This is a genomic window from Chitinophaga sp., from assembly GCF_017745275.1.
GTDB lineage: Bacteria > Bacteroidota > Bacteroidia > Chitinophagales > Chitinophagaceae > Chitinophaga.
Genome location: NZ_JAGHZS010000002.1, coordinates 656,944 through 672,982 on the forward strand (window position 1 = coordinate 656,944; position 16,039 = coordinate 672,982).

12 protein-coding genes and 1 pseudogene are annotated in these 16,039 nt (G+C 45.9%); 7 read left to right on the top strand and 6 right to left on the bottom strand.

The features are described from left to right. Window positions 1–4 precede the first annotated feature (4 nt). From ureC to ureA, 3 genes and pseudogenes are all read right to left on the bottom strand, one after another. Window positions 5–1,726 carry an urease subunit alpha gene (gene ureC / locus J7623_RS08400; protein ID WP_291919370.1) on the bottom strand — a complete coding sequence of 574 codons (1,722 nt, stop codon included), beginning with the start codon at window positions 1,724–1,726 and terminating at the stop codon, window positions 5–7. Window positions 1,727–1,797: 71 nt separating this feature from the next. After that, window positions 1,798–2,097: pseudogene (gene ureB / locus J7623_RS08405) on the bottom strand (urease subunit beta); the annotation flags it as partial. An 18-nt stretch (window positions 2,098–2,115) separates the two neighbouring features. After that, window positions 2,116–2,418, bottom strand: a complete 303-nt coding sequence (ureA, locus tag J7623_RS08410; RefSeq protein ID WP_291919372.1) for an urease subunit gamma — start codon at window positions 2,416–2,418, stop codon at window positions 2,116–2,118. A gap of 482 nt (window positions 2,419–2,900) precedes the next feature. On the opposite strand from ureA, the gene J7623_RS08415 reads away from it, so the two are divergent. Together J7623_RS08415 and J7623_RS08420 are read left to right on the top strand one after the other, a co-directional pair. Further along, entirely contained in the window at window positions 2,901–3,623 is a 723-nt protein-coding gene (locus J7623_RS08415) for an SDR family NAD(P)-dependent oxidoreductase (protein WP_291919373.1), read from the top strand. A gap of 188 nt (window positions 3,624–3,811) precedes the next feature. Further along, window positions 3,812–4,273 carry a hypothetical protein gene (locus J7623_RS08420; protein WP_291919374.1) on the top strand — a complete coding sequence of 154 codons (462 nt, stop codon included), beginning with the start codon at window positions 3,812–3,814 and terminating at the stop codon, window positions 4,271–4,273. 53 nt (window positions 4,274–4,326) lie between these two features. On the opposite strand, the gene J7623_RS08425 is transcribed toward J7623_RS08420, so the two are convergent. The 3 genes from J7623_RS08425 to J7623_RS08435 all read right to left on the bottom strand — a co-directional run bounded on the left by J7623_RS08425 (window position 4,327) and on the right by J7623_RS08435 (window position 6,464). Further along, window positions 4,327–5,265 carry a hypothetical protein gene (locus J7623_RS08425; protein WP_291919375.1) on the bottom strand — a complete coding sequence of 313 codons (939 nt, stop codon included), beginning with the start codon at window positions 5,263–5,265 and terminating at the stop codon, window positions 4,327–4,329. 179 nt (window positions 5,266–5,444) lie between these two features. Beyond that, on the bottom strand, window positions 5,445–5,807 hold the full coding sequence (locus tag J7623_RS08430; protein ID WP_291919376.1) for a DoxX family protein: 363 nt from the start codon (window positions 5,805–5,807) through the stop codon (window positions 5,445–5,447). Window positions 5,808–5,867: 60 nt separating this feature from the next. Then, a complete protein-coding gene (locus tag J7623_RS08435) occupies window positions 5,868–6,464 on the bottom strand; it encodes a Crp/Fnr family transcriptional regulator (protein ID WP_291919377.1) in 597 nt (198 codons plus the stop codon). A gap of 103 nt (window positions 6,465–6,567) precedes the next feature. On the opposite strand from J7623_RS08435, the gene J7623_RS08440 reads away from it, so the two are divergent. The 5 genes from J7623_RS08440 to J7623_RS08460 all read left to right on the top strand — a co-directional run bounded on the left by J7623_RS08440 (window position 6,568) and on the right by J7623_RS08460 (window position 16,028). Then, window positions 6,568–7,851, top strand: coding sequence for a polymer-forming cytoskeletal protein (locus tag J7623_RS08440; RefSeq protein ID WP_291919378.1), 1,284 nt, complete (start codon window positions 6,568–6,570; stop codon window positions 7,849–7,851). A gap of 56 nt (window positions 7,852–7,907) precedes the next feature. Continuing rightward, window positions 7,908–8,327 (top strand): AraC family transcriptional regulator, encoded by a 420-nt coding sequence (locus J7623_RS08445; RefSeq protein WP_291919379.1) that lies wholly within the window; start codon window positions 7,908–7,910, stop codon window positions 8,325–8,327. 55 nt (window positions 8,328–8,382) lie between these two features. Then, a complete protein-coding gene (locus J7623_RS08450) occupies window positions 8,383–8,796 on the top strand; it encodes a VOC family protein (RefSeq protein ID WP_291919380.1) in 414 nt (137 codons plus the stop codon). Further along, the gene (locus J7623_RS08455) at window positions 8,796–9,248 is read left to right on the top strand and encodes a DUF1569 domain-containing protein (RefSeq protein ID WP_291919381.1); all 453 of its coding nucleotides are present in this window, start codon (window positions 8,796–8,798) and stop codon (window positions 9,246–9,248) included. Before J7623_RS08450 ends, J7623_RS08455 begins: the two co-directional genes overlap by 1 nt. A 552-nt stretch (window positions 9,249–9,800) precedes the next feature. Then, window positions 9,801–16,028 carry an FG-GAP-like repeat-containing protein gene (locus J7623_RS08460; RefSeq protein WP_291919382.1) on the top strand — a complete coding sequence of 2,076 codons (6,228 nt, stop codon included), beginning with the start codon at window positions 9,801–9,803 and terminating at the stop codon, window positions 16,026–16,028. Window positions 16,029–16,039 lie beyond the last annotated feature (11 nt).

Genomic DNA, 16,039 nt, shown 5'->3' on the forward strand with positions numbered 1-16,039 from the left:
TTTCTTAGAACAGGAAATAACGTTGCGCCAAAGGCACTACATCTACGGGCTCGCAGGTAATTACCTGGCCATCTACGCGCACTTCGTAGGTTTCAGGATTCACGGTGATGTCCGGCGTTTTATCGTTGTGGACCAGGTCTTTCTTACCAATGTTGCGGCAGCCTTTCACGGGCAACACTACTTTCTCCAGGCCATATTCATTCACAATACCATTGTCAAGGGAAGCCTGGGAAACGAAGGTGATGCAGGAGCGGGACAATGCTTTGCCATAGGCGCCAAACATTTTACGGAAGATCACTGGCTGCGGTGTTGGAATGCTCGCATTCGGATCACCCATTTTAGCGGCGATGATCATTCCTCCCTTAATAATCATTTCCGGTTTGGCACCAAACAGCGCTGGTTTCCACAATACCACATCTGCGAATTTGCCGGGTTCAATGGAGCCTACATGTTCCGCAATACCGTGTGCAATGGCCGGGTTGATGGTATATTTAGCGACGTAGCGTTTTGCGCGGAAGTTATCGTTGTTACCAGAGGTATCTTCCGGGAGGAAGCCGCGTTGCACTTTCATTTTATCGGCTGTTTGCCAGGTGCGGGTAACTACCTCGCCTACACGTCCCATGGCTTGTGAGTCGGAGCTCATGATGCTGAATACGCCCAGGTCGTGCAGGATATCTTCTGCTGCAATGGTTTCCGGGCGAATGCGGGAATCAGCGAAGGCCACATCTTCCGGAATGCTTTTGCTCAGGTGATGGCACACCATCAGCATGTCGAGGTGTTCATCAATCGTATTTTTGGTAAACGGGCGGGTAGGGTTGGTGGAGGCAGGCAATACATTGGGATACATCGCTGCTTTGATGATATCCGGTGCATGACCACCACCAGCGCCTTCTGTATGGAACGTATGGATAACGCGGCCATTGATGGCGTTCATAGTATCTTCCAGGAAGCCAGCTTCATTGAGCGTATCGGTATGGATGGCTACCTGTACATCGTATTTATCCGCCACTTTAAGGGAAGCGTCTATAACGGCGGGAGTAGAGCCCCAGTCTTCGTGAATTTTCACTCCCAGTGCACCTGCTTCTACCTGTTCCGCAATGGGACCTTCGGTAGCACAGTTACCTTTACCGAAGAAGCCGAGGTTCATGGGGAATGCTTCGGCGGCTTGCAGCATACGGGCAATAAACCATTTACCGGGTGTTACCGTGGTGGCGTTGGTACCATCTGCGGGGCCGGTACCGCCACCAATCATGGTTGTAACGCCGCTGTAAAGCGCGGTTTCAATCTGTTGCGGGGTGATAAAGTGAATATGTGAGTCAATGCCGCCGGCGGTGGCAATGAGCCCCTGACCGCCATGTACTTCTGTAGAGGCGCCAATGATCATATTGGGGGATACACCGTCCATGGTGTCGGGATTCCCCGCTTTACCAAAACCAACGATGCGGCCGTCTTTGATACCGAGGTCACCTTTCAGGATGCCCCAGTGATCCAGCAATATTACGTTGGTGATAACAAAGTCCAGCACGCCTTCGTTACGTAATGCGGTGCTGGATTGGGCCATCCCATCCCGCACGGTTTTGCCGCCGCCGAACTTATTTTCTTCTCCATAGATATTGAAATCTTTTTCTATTTCTATGACCAGGTTGGTATCACCGAGGCGCACTTTATCCCCAACAGTAGGACCATATAGATTTGCGTATTTGGTTTTATTTATTTGCAGGCTCATGAGGGTTGGTTTTTAAAGTTCATCGGTTCGAGTTTAGCCATGGAGGCAGCTTTTGCGGCATCTGTGGTGGTGTCGCCATTCACCAGGTTATTATGGCCGAAAGCTTTGCGGTTGCCACCGATGGTCACCAGGGTTACCTCTTTTTCTTCGCCGGGTTCGAAGCGAACGGCGGTACCTGCAGCGATGTTGAGGCGCATACCGAATGCTTTTTCGCGGTCAAAGTCCATTTTGCGGTTCACTTCAAAGAAATGAAAATGAGAGCCGACTTGCACAGGGCGATCTGCTGTATTCACCACTTTGATGGTAACAGTGGCGCGACCTTCGTTACAGGTGATATCTCCTGCCGGGATAAAGTATTCTCCGGGAATCATGTGAGATGAGTTTAGAGGTTATCTGATTGGGTTATGAACAGTGACCAGCTTGGTGCCATCCGGGAAAGTGGCTTCGATTTGTACATCGTGAATCATTTCAGGAATACCTTCCATGACATCTTCACGGGTCAGCAGGGTAGCGCCGTATTGCATGAGTTCAGCCACTGAACGCCCGTCGCGTGCTGCTTCCAGCAGGATGCTGCTGATGTAGGCGATAGATTCGGGATAATTGAGTTTCAGGCCCCTTGCTTTGCGCTTGGCAGCCAGTTCTCCGGCCAGGTGGAGCAGCAGTTTCTCTGTTTCTCTGGGAGTCAGATGCATATGAGTAAAATTTTAAAAGACAGCAATGCTGGGTCCTTTGTAAGATATATGCCTACGAAGATAATATTCCAATTACAGAAAGTATAGACCTGGTACCACGGAAATTCCACTGCATTCAGGGAACCGGTACAGTAACACTACCTGAAGCGGCAACAGGTAGCCTGTTTTGCACGATTGTTCTGGCAGGTAGCAGGGGAATCGCCAACGAATTATAAGAGGAGAGCTGCTATTAATCCAGGGAAGTAGTTTTTGAAGTTTTCATCCATTTAAGGATAATTAGCACAAATTCCCGGATCATTACAAACGCAATGACTGATATAGCGAATAAGATAAGTAGCCAGCAAATTAACAGGAATATCAGTACTCTGATATCTGTAATTCCACAGTGCATTACCAGGAATATCATTTTTGAACAGTTTCTCCTAAGATAATCATAAAAATAATACCCGCTAATCCTTATTTTTACCCCCATAACACACCATATGTCCAAAACTGTGCTGGTACTCGGTGCCAACTCCGATGTAGCAAAAGAAGCAATCCTATTATATCTCGAAAAAGGCTATGAAGTGATAGCAGCATCCCGCAGCACTGTGGAGATAGCGGCATTCATGGAAACAAGGAATGCGCCATTGAACCAGCTCACGATCTGCCACTTTGATGCCACTGCTTTTGAAACACACCGGTCATTTTACAACGGTCTGCCCGCCAAACCGCACATCGTGGTATATGCCGCGGGGTTCCAGGTCACCAATGATGAAGCACTGGTCAACTGGGAAGGCAGCTATCGCATGATGCAGGTGCATTATGCCGGAGCAGTGTCTATCATCAATCTCATTATCACGGATCCTGATAATAATCACCTGGAGCGGATCATTGGATTATCTTCCCTTTCCGGTGTAAGAGGTCGTAAAAGCAACTTTGTATATGGCAGTACAAAAGCCGCTTTCACACAATACCTGGCGGGACTACGACAGTATCTCTTTGCCCGCAAAGTAATCGTGAACGTGATTGTAGCAGGATATATCCGGAGTAAGATGACGGCCGGGCTAAACCTTCCGGAATCTTTATTAATGGAACCCGCTTTCATTGCCCGTAAAATAGTGAATGCCGGTAATGCATTTACCATTGTACCCGGTATAAAATGGAAACTGATTCACCAGGTATTAAAGTATATGCCGGAGAAAATGGCGGCCCGACTGCCCTAGAGGTTAACAAATCATTATGCCACGCAACTCCTGTTGTGCCCTTTTAAGTTTAGTAGTATATTTACTTGCGTAAGAAAAGATCAATGTCGTGTATAGTTACCCGTTAGTACCCCGGAAACATTGATTGTAGATTGTTTTATAGAGATGACCATTGCTATCTTATCACCCGTAAATAAAAACCCGAACACATGAAAAAAATCGCAAAACATCTCTCCCTGTGCCTGGCTTTATTCGCCGCTGTTACTGTAAAAGCACAATCGAATGCCGGAACCCTGGAAACGTCCCATCCAGCTGTAGCAGAAAAAAACCAGGTAGTAAGTGGTTATTATTTTGTGGCTGCCAAAAAAGATGATCAGCCGAATGATCCTTACCGTAGCGTTACATTTGTATCTAATACCTATGGTGCTGTAACACTGAGATTGAATATCCCACTCTGGCACAGTGTGAAACAACCTTATGTAACCCTGGAGAACCTGACAAGAGGCGGTTACCAGCGCTTTACCACCTGGCCAGGTGAAGCCACTTACAGAACAGAAACCGTTACATTGCAATTAGGCGATCAATACCGGTTAACCGCCAGCATTCAGCCTAATCCCAGTGATCCTAATGACGACATCGACGAAGATGTACTGGCAACATTAAGCTGGTAAGCTGTTGTAAAGAAATTATATAAAGGCAACGTTTTCATAGAAAGCGTTGCCTTTTATTTTATAAGCGCCGCGAGGCATGCGGCTAATACTCCTGCACTCAGCGTCGCCAGGCCAATGGAGGTATAAGTAAACCTTTTATCATTCTTCACCGCTTTCAGGAATGCTTTTTTGGTATCATCATGCCCGGTTACATTTTCCATGCTGCTGCGCGCCTGTTTATTACTGACAGCACTAAAGAAAATTAAATCCTTATGTTGGGGGAAATCTTCTGCCAACTGTAGAAAATACACAGGTTTTGATACCAGCATGGTATTCAGCACCTTGCTATAATACTCACTTTCACCGGCATACACCGCGGGGAGCAGTGCGAAGCTGTCTTTTAACGCGGCGTAATCTATCTCCCGGATATTTTTAATCAGGTAATCGGTTACACGGGTATATTTATCTTGTACACCTGAAATGCTGTCTGATATTGCTTTTAAACGGCTATCGGCCCATGCGGGGAACTGCTCATGATCCATTACTTTGGTGGCTGCCGGCAATGCTTCCCAGGAGGAAAACCCCTCTCTGAATGAGTGATGATGTAGTGGAAATGTTTTATTCAACTGCGTGCTCATAGCAAAATAGCGCCCGAGGTACCAGGCATGATTCAGCTGTGTATGGGCCACCTCCGGCATTATAACACTATCCAGCTTAAGTTGCCTGTTTTTCCTTGTTGTATTAACCAGGTACCATTCATTTTCCTCCCTGGTAATCCGGGATTTACTACCGGTATAACTACCATCTGCCTGTTGCTGCAGGGTATCTATGCTGATAATGGAAGGCGCTGATCCTGCCTTATCTAAATAGCGCCCCATCGTATATACAAAGGCGTTGTTACTTTTTATATCCACATAACAGAAATACGTTTTGTTCCACCCATGTAAGAGTTGCTGGCCATGAGCAGGTAAGAACGTGGCGGATACAAACAGGAGGATAAGAAGATATTTCATACCAACAGGATTAAGCTACAGGGATCTGTTATTTTAAAAATACGGTAAAATGCCGGAAATGTTGAGGTGTTTTTATCTTGACAGGTTTATCCGGGTCGCATAGAAAAGTATATTCCTGGTCGGCAATGCCCAGGTCAACAATTGAATGGCCTGGGCATTGCATCAGCGTTAAACGCCCATCAGGCGAACCTGAAGATGGTTACTCCCAGCGATGCCAGCAGCAAAAATATATTGAACGCCACAGCAGCATATTCATGGCGTTTATAGTGAATAGGCGCCGCCATGATCATAATCACCGTAAAGCCCAGTGCCGACACCGCGGTCAGTTGTGGCATAATGCCTGTTGCCAGCGGTACCACCACACTAATAGCTCCCAATATTTCCAGGATACCAATGAAACGGATCACGGGATAAGATAAATTAGCTACGCCCGTTTGGCCTATCTGCACCAGTTTATCTCTTTTCTGGGTGGATTTCATGATGCCGGAATAACCAAAAACACCGGCTAGTAAGCCTTGAATAATCCATAAAAGCGTGTTCATAACCTTGTAGTTTTGTACTACAAAGGTGAATATCACCCGCATTTTTTCCTTTGACATTTATCAAATAGTAAAATCTGCCCGGATGCGGCTGAGCGTTTCCTGTGTAATGCCGAGGTAAGAAGCCACCATCCCCAGCGGTACGCGTTGCACAATGTCAGGATGTTGTGTGATCAGCTTCCGGTAACGCTCGCGGGCAGTAGCAAAGTGAAGGTCATCAAAACGTTGCTGCATTTGCACCAGCCCGTAACTGACCAGCAGCCGGCCAAAGCGCTCAATTTCGTGGCTTTCATTGTATAACTTTTGCAGGTCGTCATGACCAATAGCCCATAGCACCGTAGGTTCCAGCAATTCAATACTGCGAATATCCGGCATACCGGTAATAAAACTGACAATAGAAGTAGCCACCGTTTTTTCAGTACTGATCCAGTCGGTCACATCTTTGCCGTCTTTCACATAATAGGTGCGTGTCAATCCTTTTTCAATGAAATATACATGCCGGCATACTGCGCCCGCATGCACCAGGTGATGTCCCTTTGGTAGCTCCCTTTTTTCAAGGATGCCCGCCATCGCCAGTTTGCTTTCAGGAGAAAGGGTGATGAAGGTTTTGATCATATCAAAAAAATCATCGAGCGATGGATCATATAATGGTGCCTGCATGGCCGTGAAATTACACAAAGAAAATGGATGTTAACAGCGGGGGAGTTGATTTTCCGGAGATGACATACGCCATGGATATGCAGAATTATACGATCTTAGCACCATGTGGAAGGAATTTCAGATTGTTTATGGAGAACAGGTGCTGAACCAGCACCAGGTACAGCTAAAATTTTTTGAAAGCGAAGAAGCGTTCATGGACATCATCGGCACAGATGGTTATTTCTATGTGCATAAAGGCGATCTTCAATTTGAAGGCGACCTGCACCTCGACAAAATGGATAATATGCCCGATGGCCGGCCTCCTTTGGGTGTAGTGGTACTTGGCCACCTGGCGGTGGATGGCGGCGTACTCAACGAAACCGGCGACTATGGTCCGGCACTATACGTAGCCGGCCACCTTAGCTGCCGCAACCTGCTCATTGGCGGATCGCCGGTGCGCGTAGAAGGAGATATCCGTGTGGAAGAAGTCATCCTGCTACACTACAACCATGGCTGGATGCAATGCGATGGCACCATTACCGCCCAGGTGATGATAGCAGATGATTATCACCTGATGCCGTTCCGGAAAAATATCAGCCGGTTTTACTACAACGACCGCGATCCTGAAAGTCCCGCTGAAAACGAATGTGGAGAAGGAGAAGACGGAGATCCCATCATCTCCCAAAACCTACAGATGTTACTCAGCAATCCTTTAACCACCAATTTTGAAGACATCATTCGTGACCTGGATGCCTGCGAAAGCGTACTGGTACCCTTCGAACGAACACCGGAATACTGGCGTACCAAAGTACGGCGCAACTGGTGCGACCTGAAACGTGTGCCCATGGAAATGCGCACCAGTAATCTTTGCCACGAAGCCATGGCCTACTACATTGGTGCATTGCAATATTTTCCCCGTGAGGCCATCACAGCAGAAGTGGCGGCTGCCGCGGCAGCAAGAGACGGTAAAGCGCTGCGTTATCTGCCGCCTGAACTGATTACCCGCGAGCTGTGCTACATTGCTGCCAAACATGGTGCAATTCTGCAGGTAGATATACCGGAGCAGTTTTATGAACATGCTTTGTTATGCACCGTCATCGCCACCAATGATTGGCAGATGGAGCGTGTTCCTACGGTATTTATCACGGAAGATATGCTGGTATTATATGTGAAGCAGGGACGTGGTGCCTGGCTGGACAGGTATTGTCAGCAGTCGGGTATTTCCAAACAGAAAGTGCTGGAACGCGTGATGCTGGATGATATCAAATACCTCGAAAATGTTTTTAACTGGCATCTGTCAGCTGCTACCTATGCCTTTGCACAGCAGCATTACAACAAGCCCCCATACACGGAAGCGTGGAAAGGACTGGGTGAACGTTTTGCCCGGAAAATAGCACGACTGGCATAACGGGTATTAGGAATACCCCGGTGAATAACGTAAATTTAGTAAGCGTTAATTTTTATATGGAGCAATACGAGAGCATCTATTTATACCAGCGTATCGTGAAGGCAAAGCTGTTTATTGACAGTCATTTTGCCGAACGGATGGACCTGGATAATATCTCCGGGCAGGCACACTTTTCCAAATTCCATTTTATCCGGTTATTTAAAAACAGCTACGGCTACACTCCTAAAAATTACCTGGTCAAAGTAAGGATAGACCAGGCTAAAATCCTGCTGGCAAAAGGAGAGTCTGTGCTGGCTACCACCATCCTGGTGGGCTTTGATAGCCCCACCGCCTTTGCAGGCGTATTTAAAAAGATGACAGGTAAAACGCCGTCAGCTTTTCAAAAGGAGCAGGAGGAAAAGAACAGCGCGATGCAGTCCAATCCTTTGCGCTTTGTCCCTAATTGCTTTGCAGAAACCGTGGGCTGGACAAAATAGCAATTTTGAAGAGGTCATACTACCACAAAATACCCACCTTTGTAAAAAGTCAATCATGATCACCAAACTTACACATACCTGCATTTATGTGCTCAACCAGGATAGCGCCTATGATTTTTATGTGAATAAGCTGGGCTTTAAGGTCCATACAGACGCACCAATGGGAGCAGGTGGCCGCTGGCTCACCGTTACACCTCCGGAGCAGCCGGAGCTGGAAATCACGCTTTTCCTGGTCACCGAAAGCCCGATGTTTGATAAGGAAACGGTACAGTCAATGACCACTTTAATCCGGAAAGGCGCCTTTGGCGCTGCTGTATTTACCTGTAAGGATATCATGACCACTTATGAAGAATTAAAGGCAAAAGGAGTGGTGTTTAAAAAGCCACCCACCAAAGAATTCTATGGTTTTGAGGCCTTATTCCTCGATGATTCCGGCAATTGGTTTTCACTGGCGCAATTACAATCCTGATGCTGAAGTCTATATTTAACGAAGAGATCCGAAAGGATGTGTTGAACAGAATTAACTCCCTGCAGCCGGAAAGCAAAGCGCAGTGGGGTAAAATGACCGTAGCGCAAATGGTAAAGCATTGCCGGCTGTGTGATGAATATTACTTTGGAAATGTACCGGTATCCCGTTCTTTTTTAGGACGAATTGTAGGCAGGCATGCTATTGGCGCGATATTGAAAAATGAGGAATCCGTAATGGGACGAAATGCGCCAACAGGGCGGCAGTTTAAAGTCAGCGATACCAATTTAAACTTTCCCGCAGAGCGGGAAAACTGGAAACAGGTCGTTACCCGGTACAGCACCTACTCACAGGATAGCTTTGTTCACTGGTTTTTTGGAAAATTAAGCCAACAGCAATTAGGGGAACTGATTTATAAACATTGCGATCATCATTTGCGGCAGTTTGGCGTATAGACGTGGACGTTGGAAATATAATTTTACCAGCAGGTTATTGTGGAGTATCGGACGCCCAGCGATAACCTGCTGCTGTGTTTAATGCAAATTTGCTTCCCGTAGTTGGTTGGTGCAGGGTTTTCTCTTTTATCTCCCTGTTATCCTGAGCATGCTGTCACAGTGTTTGTTCTTTCTCGTTGTACAGCCCATGTAACCGGCGTTTATAATTTTTTAAGAAAGGAGCCGGCAGCTCTCTTTCATTTCTTTTCACCAGGTTGAAAATATTAGCAGGTGTATGTTCCAGGATTAATTTAATGAGCCAGTGAGGTCCCTGGGGAAATAATTTTAGAATTTTTTCTGCCGGTGCCGGTGAAATAGCAAAATTAGTAAGATGTTGTTGCTACTTGTGTCTTGAAAACTTTACGTTGGATATAAGGCCTGTTCACCTTTTTGATAGCGGAATAGTGTTGGATTTACGGAGAGGGCCGTCGCCATATCAGGTATTTAACAGCCTTTTGTATATCTTTATACTCCCGTGGAGCCAGTGGGTTCCCCGTCCCTAAACCTGATATAATGCTGTACTGCAAATCGCGATATGCTTCCCTGAGAAGATCCCTGTCTGTATTCATTTTTCTTTTTGTTGTGGGTATTAGTATTGTTCGTGGTCAAGTACGTGAAGTATACCGTACTGCTGCTTACGAGGAAATCCTCAGTTATAGTTTCGGTACGCCGGCGGAGGGATATGCTACTTTTAGAGACCATAATCCGTACAATGATCACAACATGTTGGCCTATACGGGTGATAGCGGTCGCACGTTTATGCCTATTGCCGTTTCCTGGACCAATACCAATCGGAATGGAATGCCTGTTGATACCACCGCTGAAATCCGGATCTTGACAGCCACTGCGCTCAGTGCAAAGGAGGTATTGTTGACAGCAGAAATAGGCAGAGGGGATGCATTGTTATTATCAATTGACAAAGGAAAAACTTTCAGGATAGTATTCGCCATTTCTTCTTCCGTCACATTCTATGATATCCGGGTAAATCCTTTACCAGGCACGAACACAGTAGTTATTCTGGATGGATGGTCTACCCATGTTAGCACCGATAGAGGACAAACATGGAAGAAGGTGACCGATTTTGCATATCAGTCTCGTATTGGTAAGCTCTTTGCTTTTAGCGCAGTTTATGTATTTGCCTGCAATGTAGCTGGAGACAATCCAGTACTCTATAAATCGATGGCGGATAGTACATTTAGGAAAATGCCTATTCCTGCGGACTGGTCCAATGCCCAGTTTTCTATGGTATCGCCGTCAAAGGGCTGGGCCTTTGTCTCAGAGCCAGTTAATGGGGTGAACTATAACCATCTCTATGTTACGCTTGACAGCGGATACACCTGGAATAAAACGCCACAAAACGGAAGTTACATCGATTCGTTGCTTGTAGTGAACATGATAAACGATACCCTCGGTTTTGGAGCGGCCCAAAATAACAAGTTATATAAAACCATCGACGGTGGTGTGACCTGGCTGCGGATTGCCAGAACATCCACTTTCTCGGAGCGCGATTGGTGGGGGGAGGACTGTCAGTTTAAAACGATGGGAAACGACTATATGTGGGTATCGCGGAAGAGAATACTGGAGATGAGTAACAATGGTGGTGGTCCTGCTATGATGGAATGTCTGGCGGCCAGTTTTTCTCCTTTAAAGGCAAGGGCAGGAGATCCTATCATCATAAAAGGCGATAACTTCACTATAATCGACTCTGTTACCCTGGGCGGCAGTAGGGCTGCTTCCTGGCAGGTGATCAATAAAAATACGTTACGTGTAGTGGCCGGTTCAGGAACTTCCGGCGACCTGGTGATTTATACCCCCGTGAATACTGTATCCCTCAAAGGTTATCGTGCCATCCCCACCTTTTCTGACGTTTTTCCTAAAATGGGGACTACCAACACACATGTAGTGCTGCAAGGAACCTCCCTTACCAGTGTAACCCAGGTGAAAGTGGGAAATATACCCGCCAAAGCATTTAAAATATTAGGCAATGATAGTATCCAGATTTCCGTTCCCTATACAACGAATGGGATTATTCAATTGATAGGGCCGGATACTGTGATCACTACTAACCTGTTCCATTACTATCGTGGCCCTGTGATATCCGGAATAAGTCCATTGGAAGGCCCTGTTGGTACAACTGTCACTATTACGGGCGCGAACTTTGGTAGCACTCCCGATAGCAACATCGTTTACTTCGGTGGTATAAGAGGGCAGGTAATATCCGCTACTTCTACCAGTATTAAGGTGAAAGTACCAACGGGTGCCCCCTATAAAAATATCAGTGTAACTAAAGGATCACTTACTGCTACCTCGCCCTATGCCTTCAATTTGACCTTCCCGAACGGAGGAAGTATCAATCCTTTATCTTTTGGTTCCGCGCAAAGCTTTGATGCGGGCGGCCTCCTGCAGCATCCTGGAAGAACAGCCATAGCTGATTTAGACGGAGATGGAAAACCTGACCTGATCACACCGGATACCAAAACGAATCAGGTAGTTATCTCTAGAAATAATAGTAATGGCGGTATAATCAGCTTTACAGATCATGAAGTTATTACCGCAGGTCTTTCTGCACCCAATGCGCTGTTTAAGGTAGTTACCGCAGATGTCAATAATGACGGGAAAATTGACCTTTCCATTGGAAATAATGCAGACGGCAATACATACATTTACATCAACACTTCTACTCCGGGAGATATCTCCTATAAACCTATCCCAGCCATTCCAGGGATATTGTTGGAAGTAGCAGACATTAACCAGGACGGTAGACCTGATCTTGTACAAAGAATCGAAAATGACGCAGTAGTAAGAACTAATTATAGCGAATCCGGTACCACTTCATTTGAAAATTCTACCGTCACTGCTTTTACCTATTACGAGTCTTCCATATGGGATGCTTCTGCGATAACACTCTTTGGACGTCCTCAGCCAACCCTGTTGTTCTCTTTCCCTATGGTTGGAGGAGGCACTGGTATTTACAATTATAGTCTTCCTGATAGTCTTGTATTGGAGCGCGCCGGTGTGGAGGCCGACAATGACCCGGTGGCCGGAGATTACAACAAAGATGGACTATTTGATTATGGGACCGTCAATTACGGTCGTAGCGTTGCCATCGCCTCTTCCACCCCTGGCGATAATGAGAAGGTGGGAGAATTGAATATGATCGAGCTCAAAGATTTTTCTTCGGCTCCCCTGTCACAGGTACCTACCCGGGCACTCTTGCAGGATATGGATGGCGACGGAAGAGCAGATGTATTGCACGGAATAAAAGATGCTAAAAAAATGTACCTCTATCATAATATCTATGGAGAAGGTGCCGGCTATTTTGCGACCGGCACTGTGCTGAAGCTGAATAATCCGGTCGCTTACTTTACGGTTGCAGACCTGGATGGAGATAATAAAAGAGATATTCTCCTGCTGGATACTGTTGTGAATAAATTATTGCTGTATCAAAATAACTGTACGCCCAAACCTTATATCGACAACTGTTTGCCAGCGAATGGTAACAAAGGAGACACCATTACCCTAAAAGGACTGAACTTTTCGCAGGTATCTGGCCTCATGTTGGGAGATCAACCCGCACCGTATTTTAAGGTGGTAGATGCATCAACCATTGTCTTTGTGGTGGGCAATCGTTTTACCGGAAATATTCAAGTGACCAATTCCGCGGGAACAGGTACCTGGAATGGATTTAGTTTTGGTCGAGCTCCGGTCATCCAGCGGATATCGCCTCTGATGGGACCCGTAGGGACAGAAGTTACTATTACAGGTGAAAATTTTAGCGCTGTTGCCAGTGAAAATACCGTTAATTTCAGTGGTGTAACAGCGGAGGTCATCAGTGCTACAACTACTGCTCTGAAAGTAAAGGTGCCTGCTCATACCAGTACAGGGCCTATTTCCGTGACTTCCGGACAGCATGTGGGCGAGTACACCGAATTCTTTAGAGTAACCTTCCCCGGCCCTAAAAAAGGCTTTTCTACTTCTACCTTTGATCTGAATCTAAGATTACATGGCCGTGCCGGAGGGGTGTTAATGGATATGGATAATGATGGTAAGCAGGATATTATTACTCATGATTATGACAACCTCATTATTTACCGTAATACCAGTACACCGGGTAAAATGCAATTTGATGAACCATTTTTTATTCCTATCAAAGGAAAAGGTTTTTTGAATCCATTGAAGGATACCGCCGAATGGGTCATCATTATAGGGACGCCTACGCCGTTGTCTAACCCGGCGGTCATGGACTTAAATACTGATGGTAAGCCAGATATCGCTATCTATAATCCGGAAAATAGTCAGCTCTATATTTATCTCAATAACAGCACTACCGGAAGTATTCAACTCCAGTCTCCTTATACCGTAACCTCACCCAATGCGTCCTGTATCTCTATTCATGATTTCGATGGGGATGGAAAGCCGGATATCATCCATGCGTCGCCAGATGGAGTGAGGATGTTCAGAAATACCGGGGCAGGTAATACTTTCTCATTAGATGATCCTGTGGCATTCAGAGAGTTTTATTCCCACGGCCCTGACAAGATTAAGACACTGGCCTTTGCAGATATCAATAAAGATGGCAAGATAGATGTTTATGACGGTCGAACGGTTTATTATAATAATAGTATTCCTGGAAGAATAAATGTGAGTTGGAATAAGTTCGAAATAGGAGCGCGTGATGTAGTGGTGGCATTGAATGACTGGAATAATAATGATAAAGTAGACGTGGCATTGGTGGCAGCAGATAGAACCGGAAATTTTGATCTGATATTAGATTTTTGTAAAAATAACGTAGACCCCGATGGTTCAGTTTATGGACGCCCCTTTGAATACGATTCCTATGGGTTTGTACCTCTCTGGGCGAATCAGATAGCGCCGGGAGATTTTGATGGAGATGGATTACCAGACCTTTTGATGAACCACAGTGCGCTTGGCGGCAAAGGAAGTCTGATGAAGAATGTGAGCACCAGCGACTCTATCAGGTTTCTACCTTTTGTGCCTGTACGCAATGGCGTCGATGGCAGTGGTTGGGCTGCAGTGGGTGATCTGGATGGCGATTCCAAACCGGACCTGGTCCTTTTTGGAAATCGGGAATGTGGTACCTGGGTATCCAGAAACAGGTATGATGAAGTGGCCAACCTCTCACTTTGTAACGGCGTGGATACCAGTATTACCAGTAATATCAGCGGGAATAAATACCAGTGGCAGGTATTGAAAACAGGCGGCGATTTCACGGATATTTTCAACGATACGTTATATGCCAATACCACCGGTAAAACATTACAACTGAAACACGTAGGTGCTTCTATTAATGGGTTTACATATCGTTGCCTCGTGGACAACAACCCCGGTGAATATACCGGCATCCAGGTAACACCTAACACATTCCCCTTTTTAGACCTGGATTTGGCAGACATGACAGGCACCTATTGTCCTGGAACACGGGTTGTTCTTAGAACGACTGCTTATGCTGTTGGTGATGCATCAGAATACCAATGGTGGATGGATGATAGTGTACGTCTCAATAACAAGGCACCTAATTATGTAGTTGATACCTTGACAGAAAATCACCGTTTCCAGGCGAAGATCATCAGCAAAGGAGTTTGTCCGGATAAAGCGATAGCAGAGAGTCGTAAACTGGAAGTTAATGTGCTGCATCCAGAGCTGCCTCAGGTATTACTTACATCCAACGCTACTCTCACCTGCTCCGGCAACGACGCCACCCGCTATACTTTTACTGCAGTTACGCAGCACGTCGAAGCGTATAACAAACCATCTTACAAGTGGTACTACAATGGCTCCCTGGTGCCCAATGAAACCGGATTGGTGCTGACGAAGACTGGTCTGCATACAGGTGATAGCATATACACAACAATGTCTGTTGAGGAGGGTTTTTGTATTACCGGCAGGGATTACAAGAGCAATACCATCACCATGACAAAAGGCAACACTACCGCAGCCAGTGGAAAACTGGTAGATCGTTCCTCTTCAGACTGTGCAGATGAGCCCAAACAACTCGTCTTTACTTCGGCTACTATTGATGCAGGTAGTAAAATAGAATTTTATGAGACGGACGAGAAGGGAGACTCCAGGCTCCTGGAAACTATTTTATTTGTTCGTGACAGTGTGGTATATAAACCCAATGCAATATTCGACAATGCGACGCATCATTATTTTTGCAAGGTAGTACCCGCCGTTGGCAGTTGCCAGCAGACATTTATATCAAACACCATTTTACTGCGTTGGTATCAATGGATAAAACCAGTATTGCAAATTGATGGAACCGAACTGGTAGTGATAAACAGCACACCGGGTACCGTTTTCAAATGGAAGAACGTAGAACAGGATACCGCCAGTTATCCTGCTGTAAGTACAGGAACGAATAATCGTTACACGCCGGTCTTTCCTGGCAGATATAAAGTAGAAGCTATATTGGGCACCTGCTATAGCCTTTCCGATCCGGTTTATTACGGAGAAAACAGTACGATCGTATCCCAGCACCCAATCATCAGGCCCAATCCAGTAAGTGATGTATTGATTATGGATCAGATTAAACTCACAGACAACTGGACCACCCTGGAAATACTGGATAGTTATGGTACGCCTCAGTTACCACTCATCAACGTTACAGGAAAATCGAGTGTTACTGTGAATACAGCCAAACTTGGAGGTGGTATTTATTTCGCTGTATTGAAACGAAATGATAATAAAAATATCACCGTCAAGTTCGTAAAAGTGAATTAACGGCATCATTT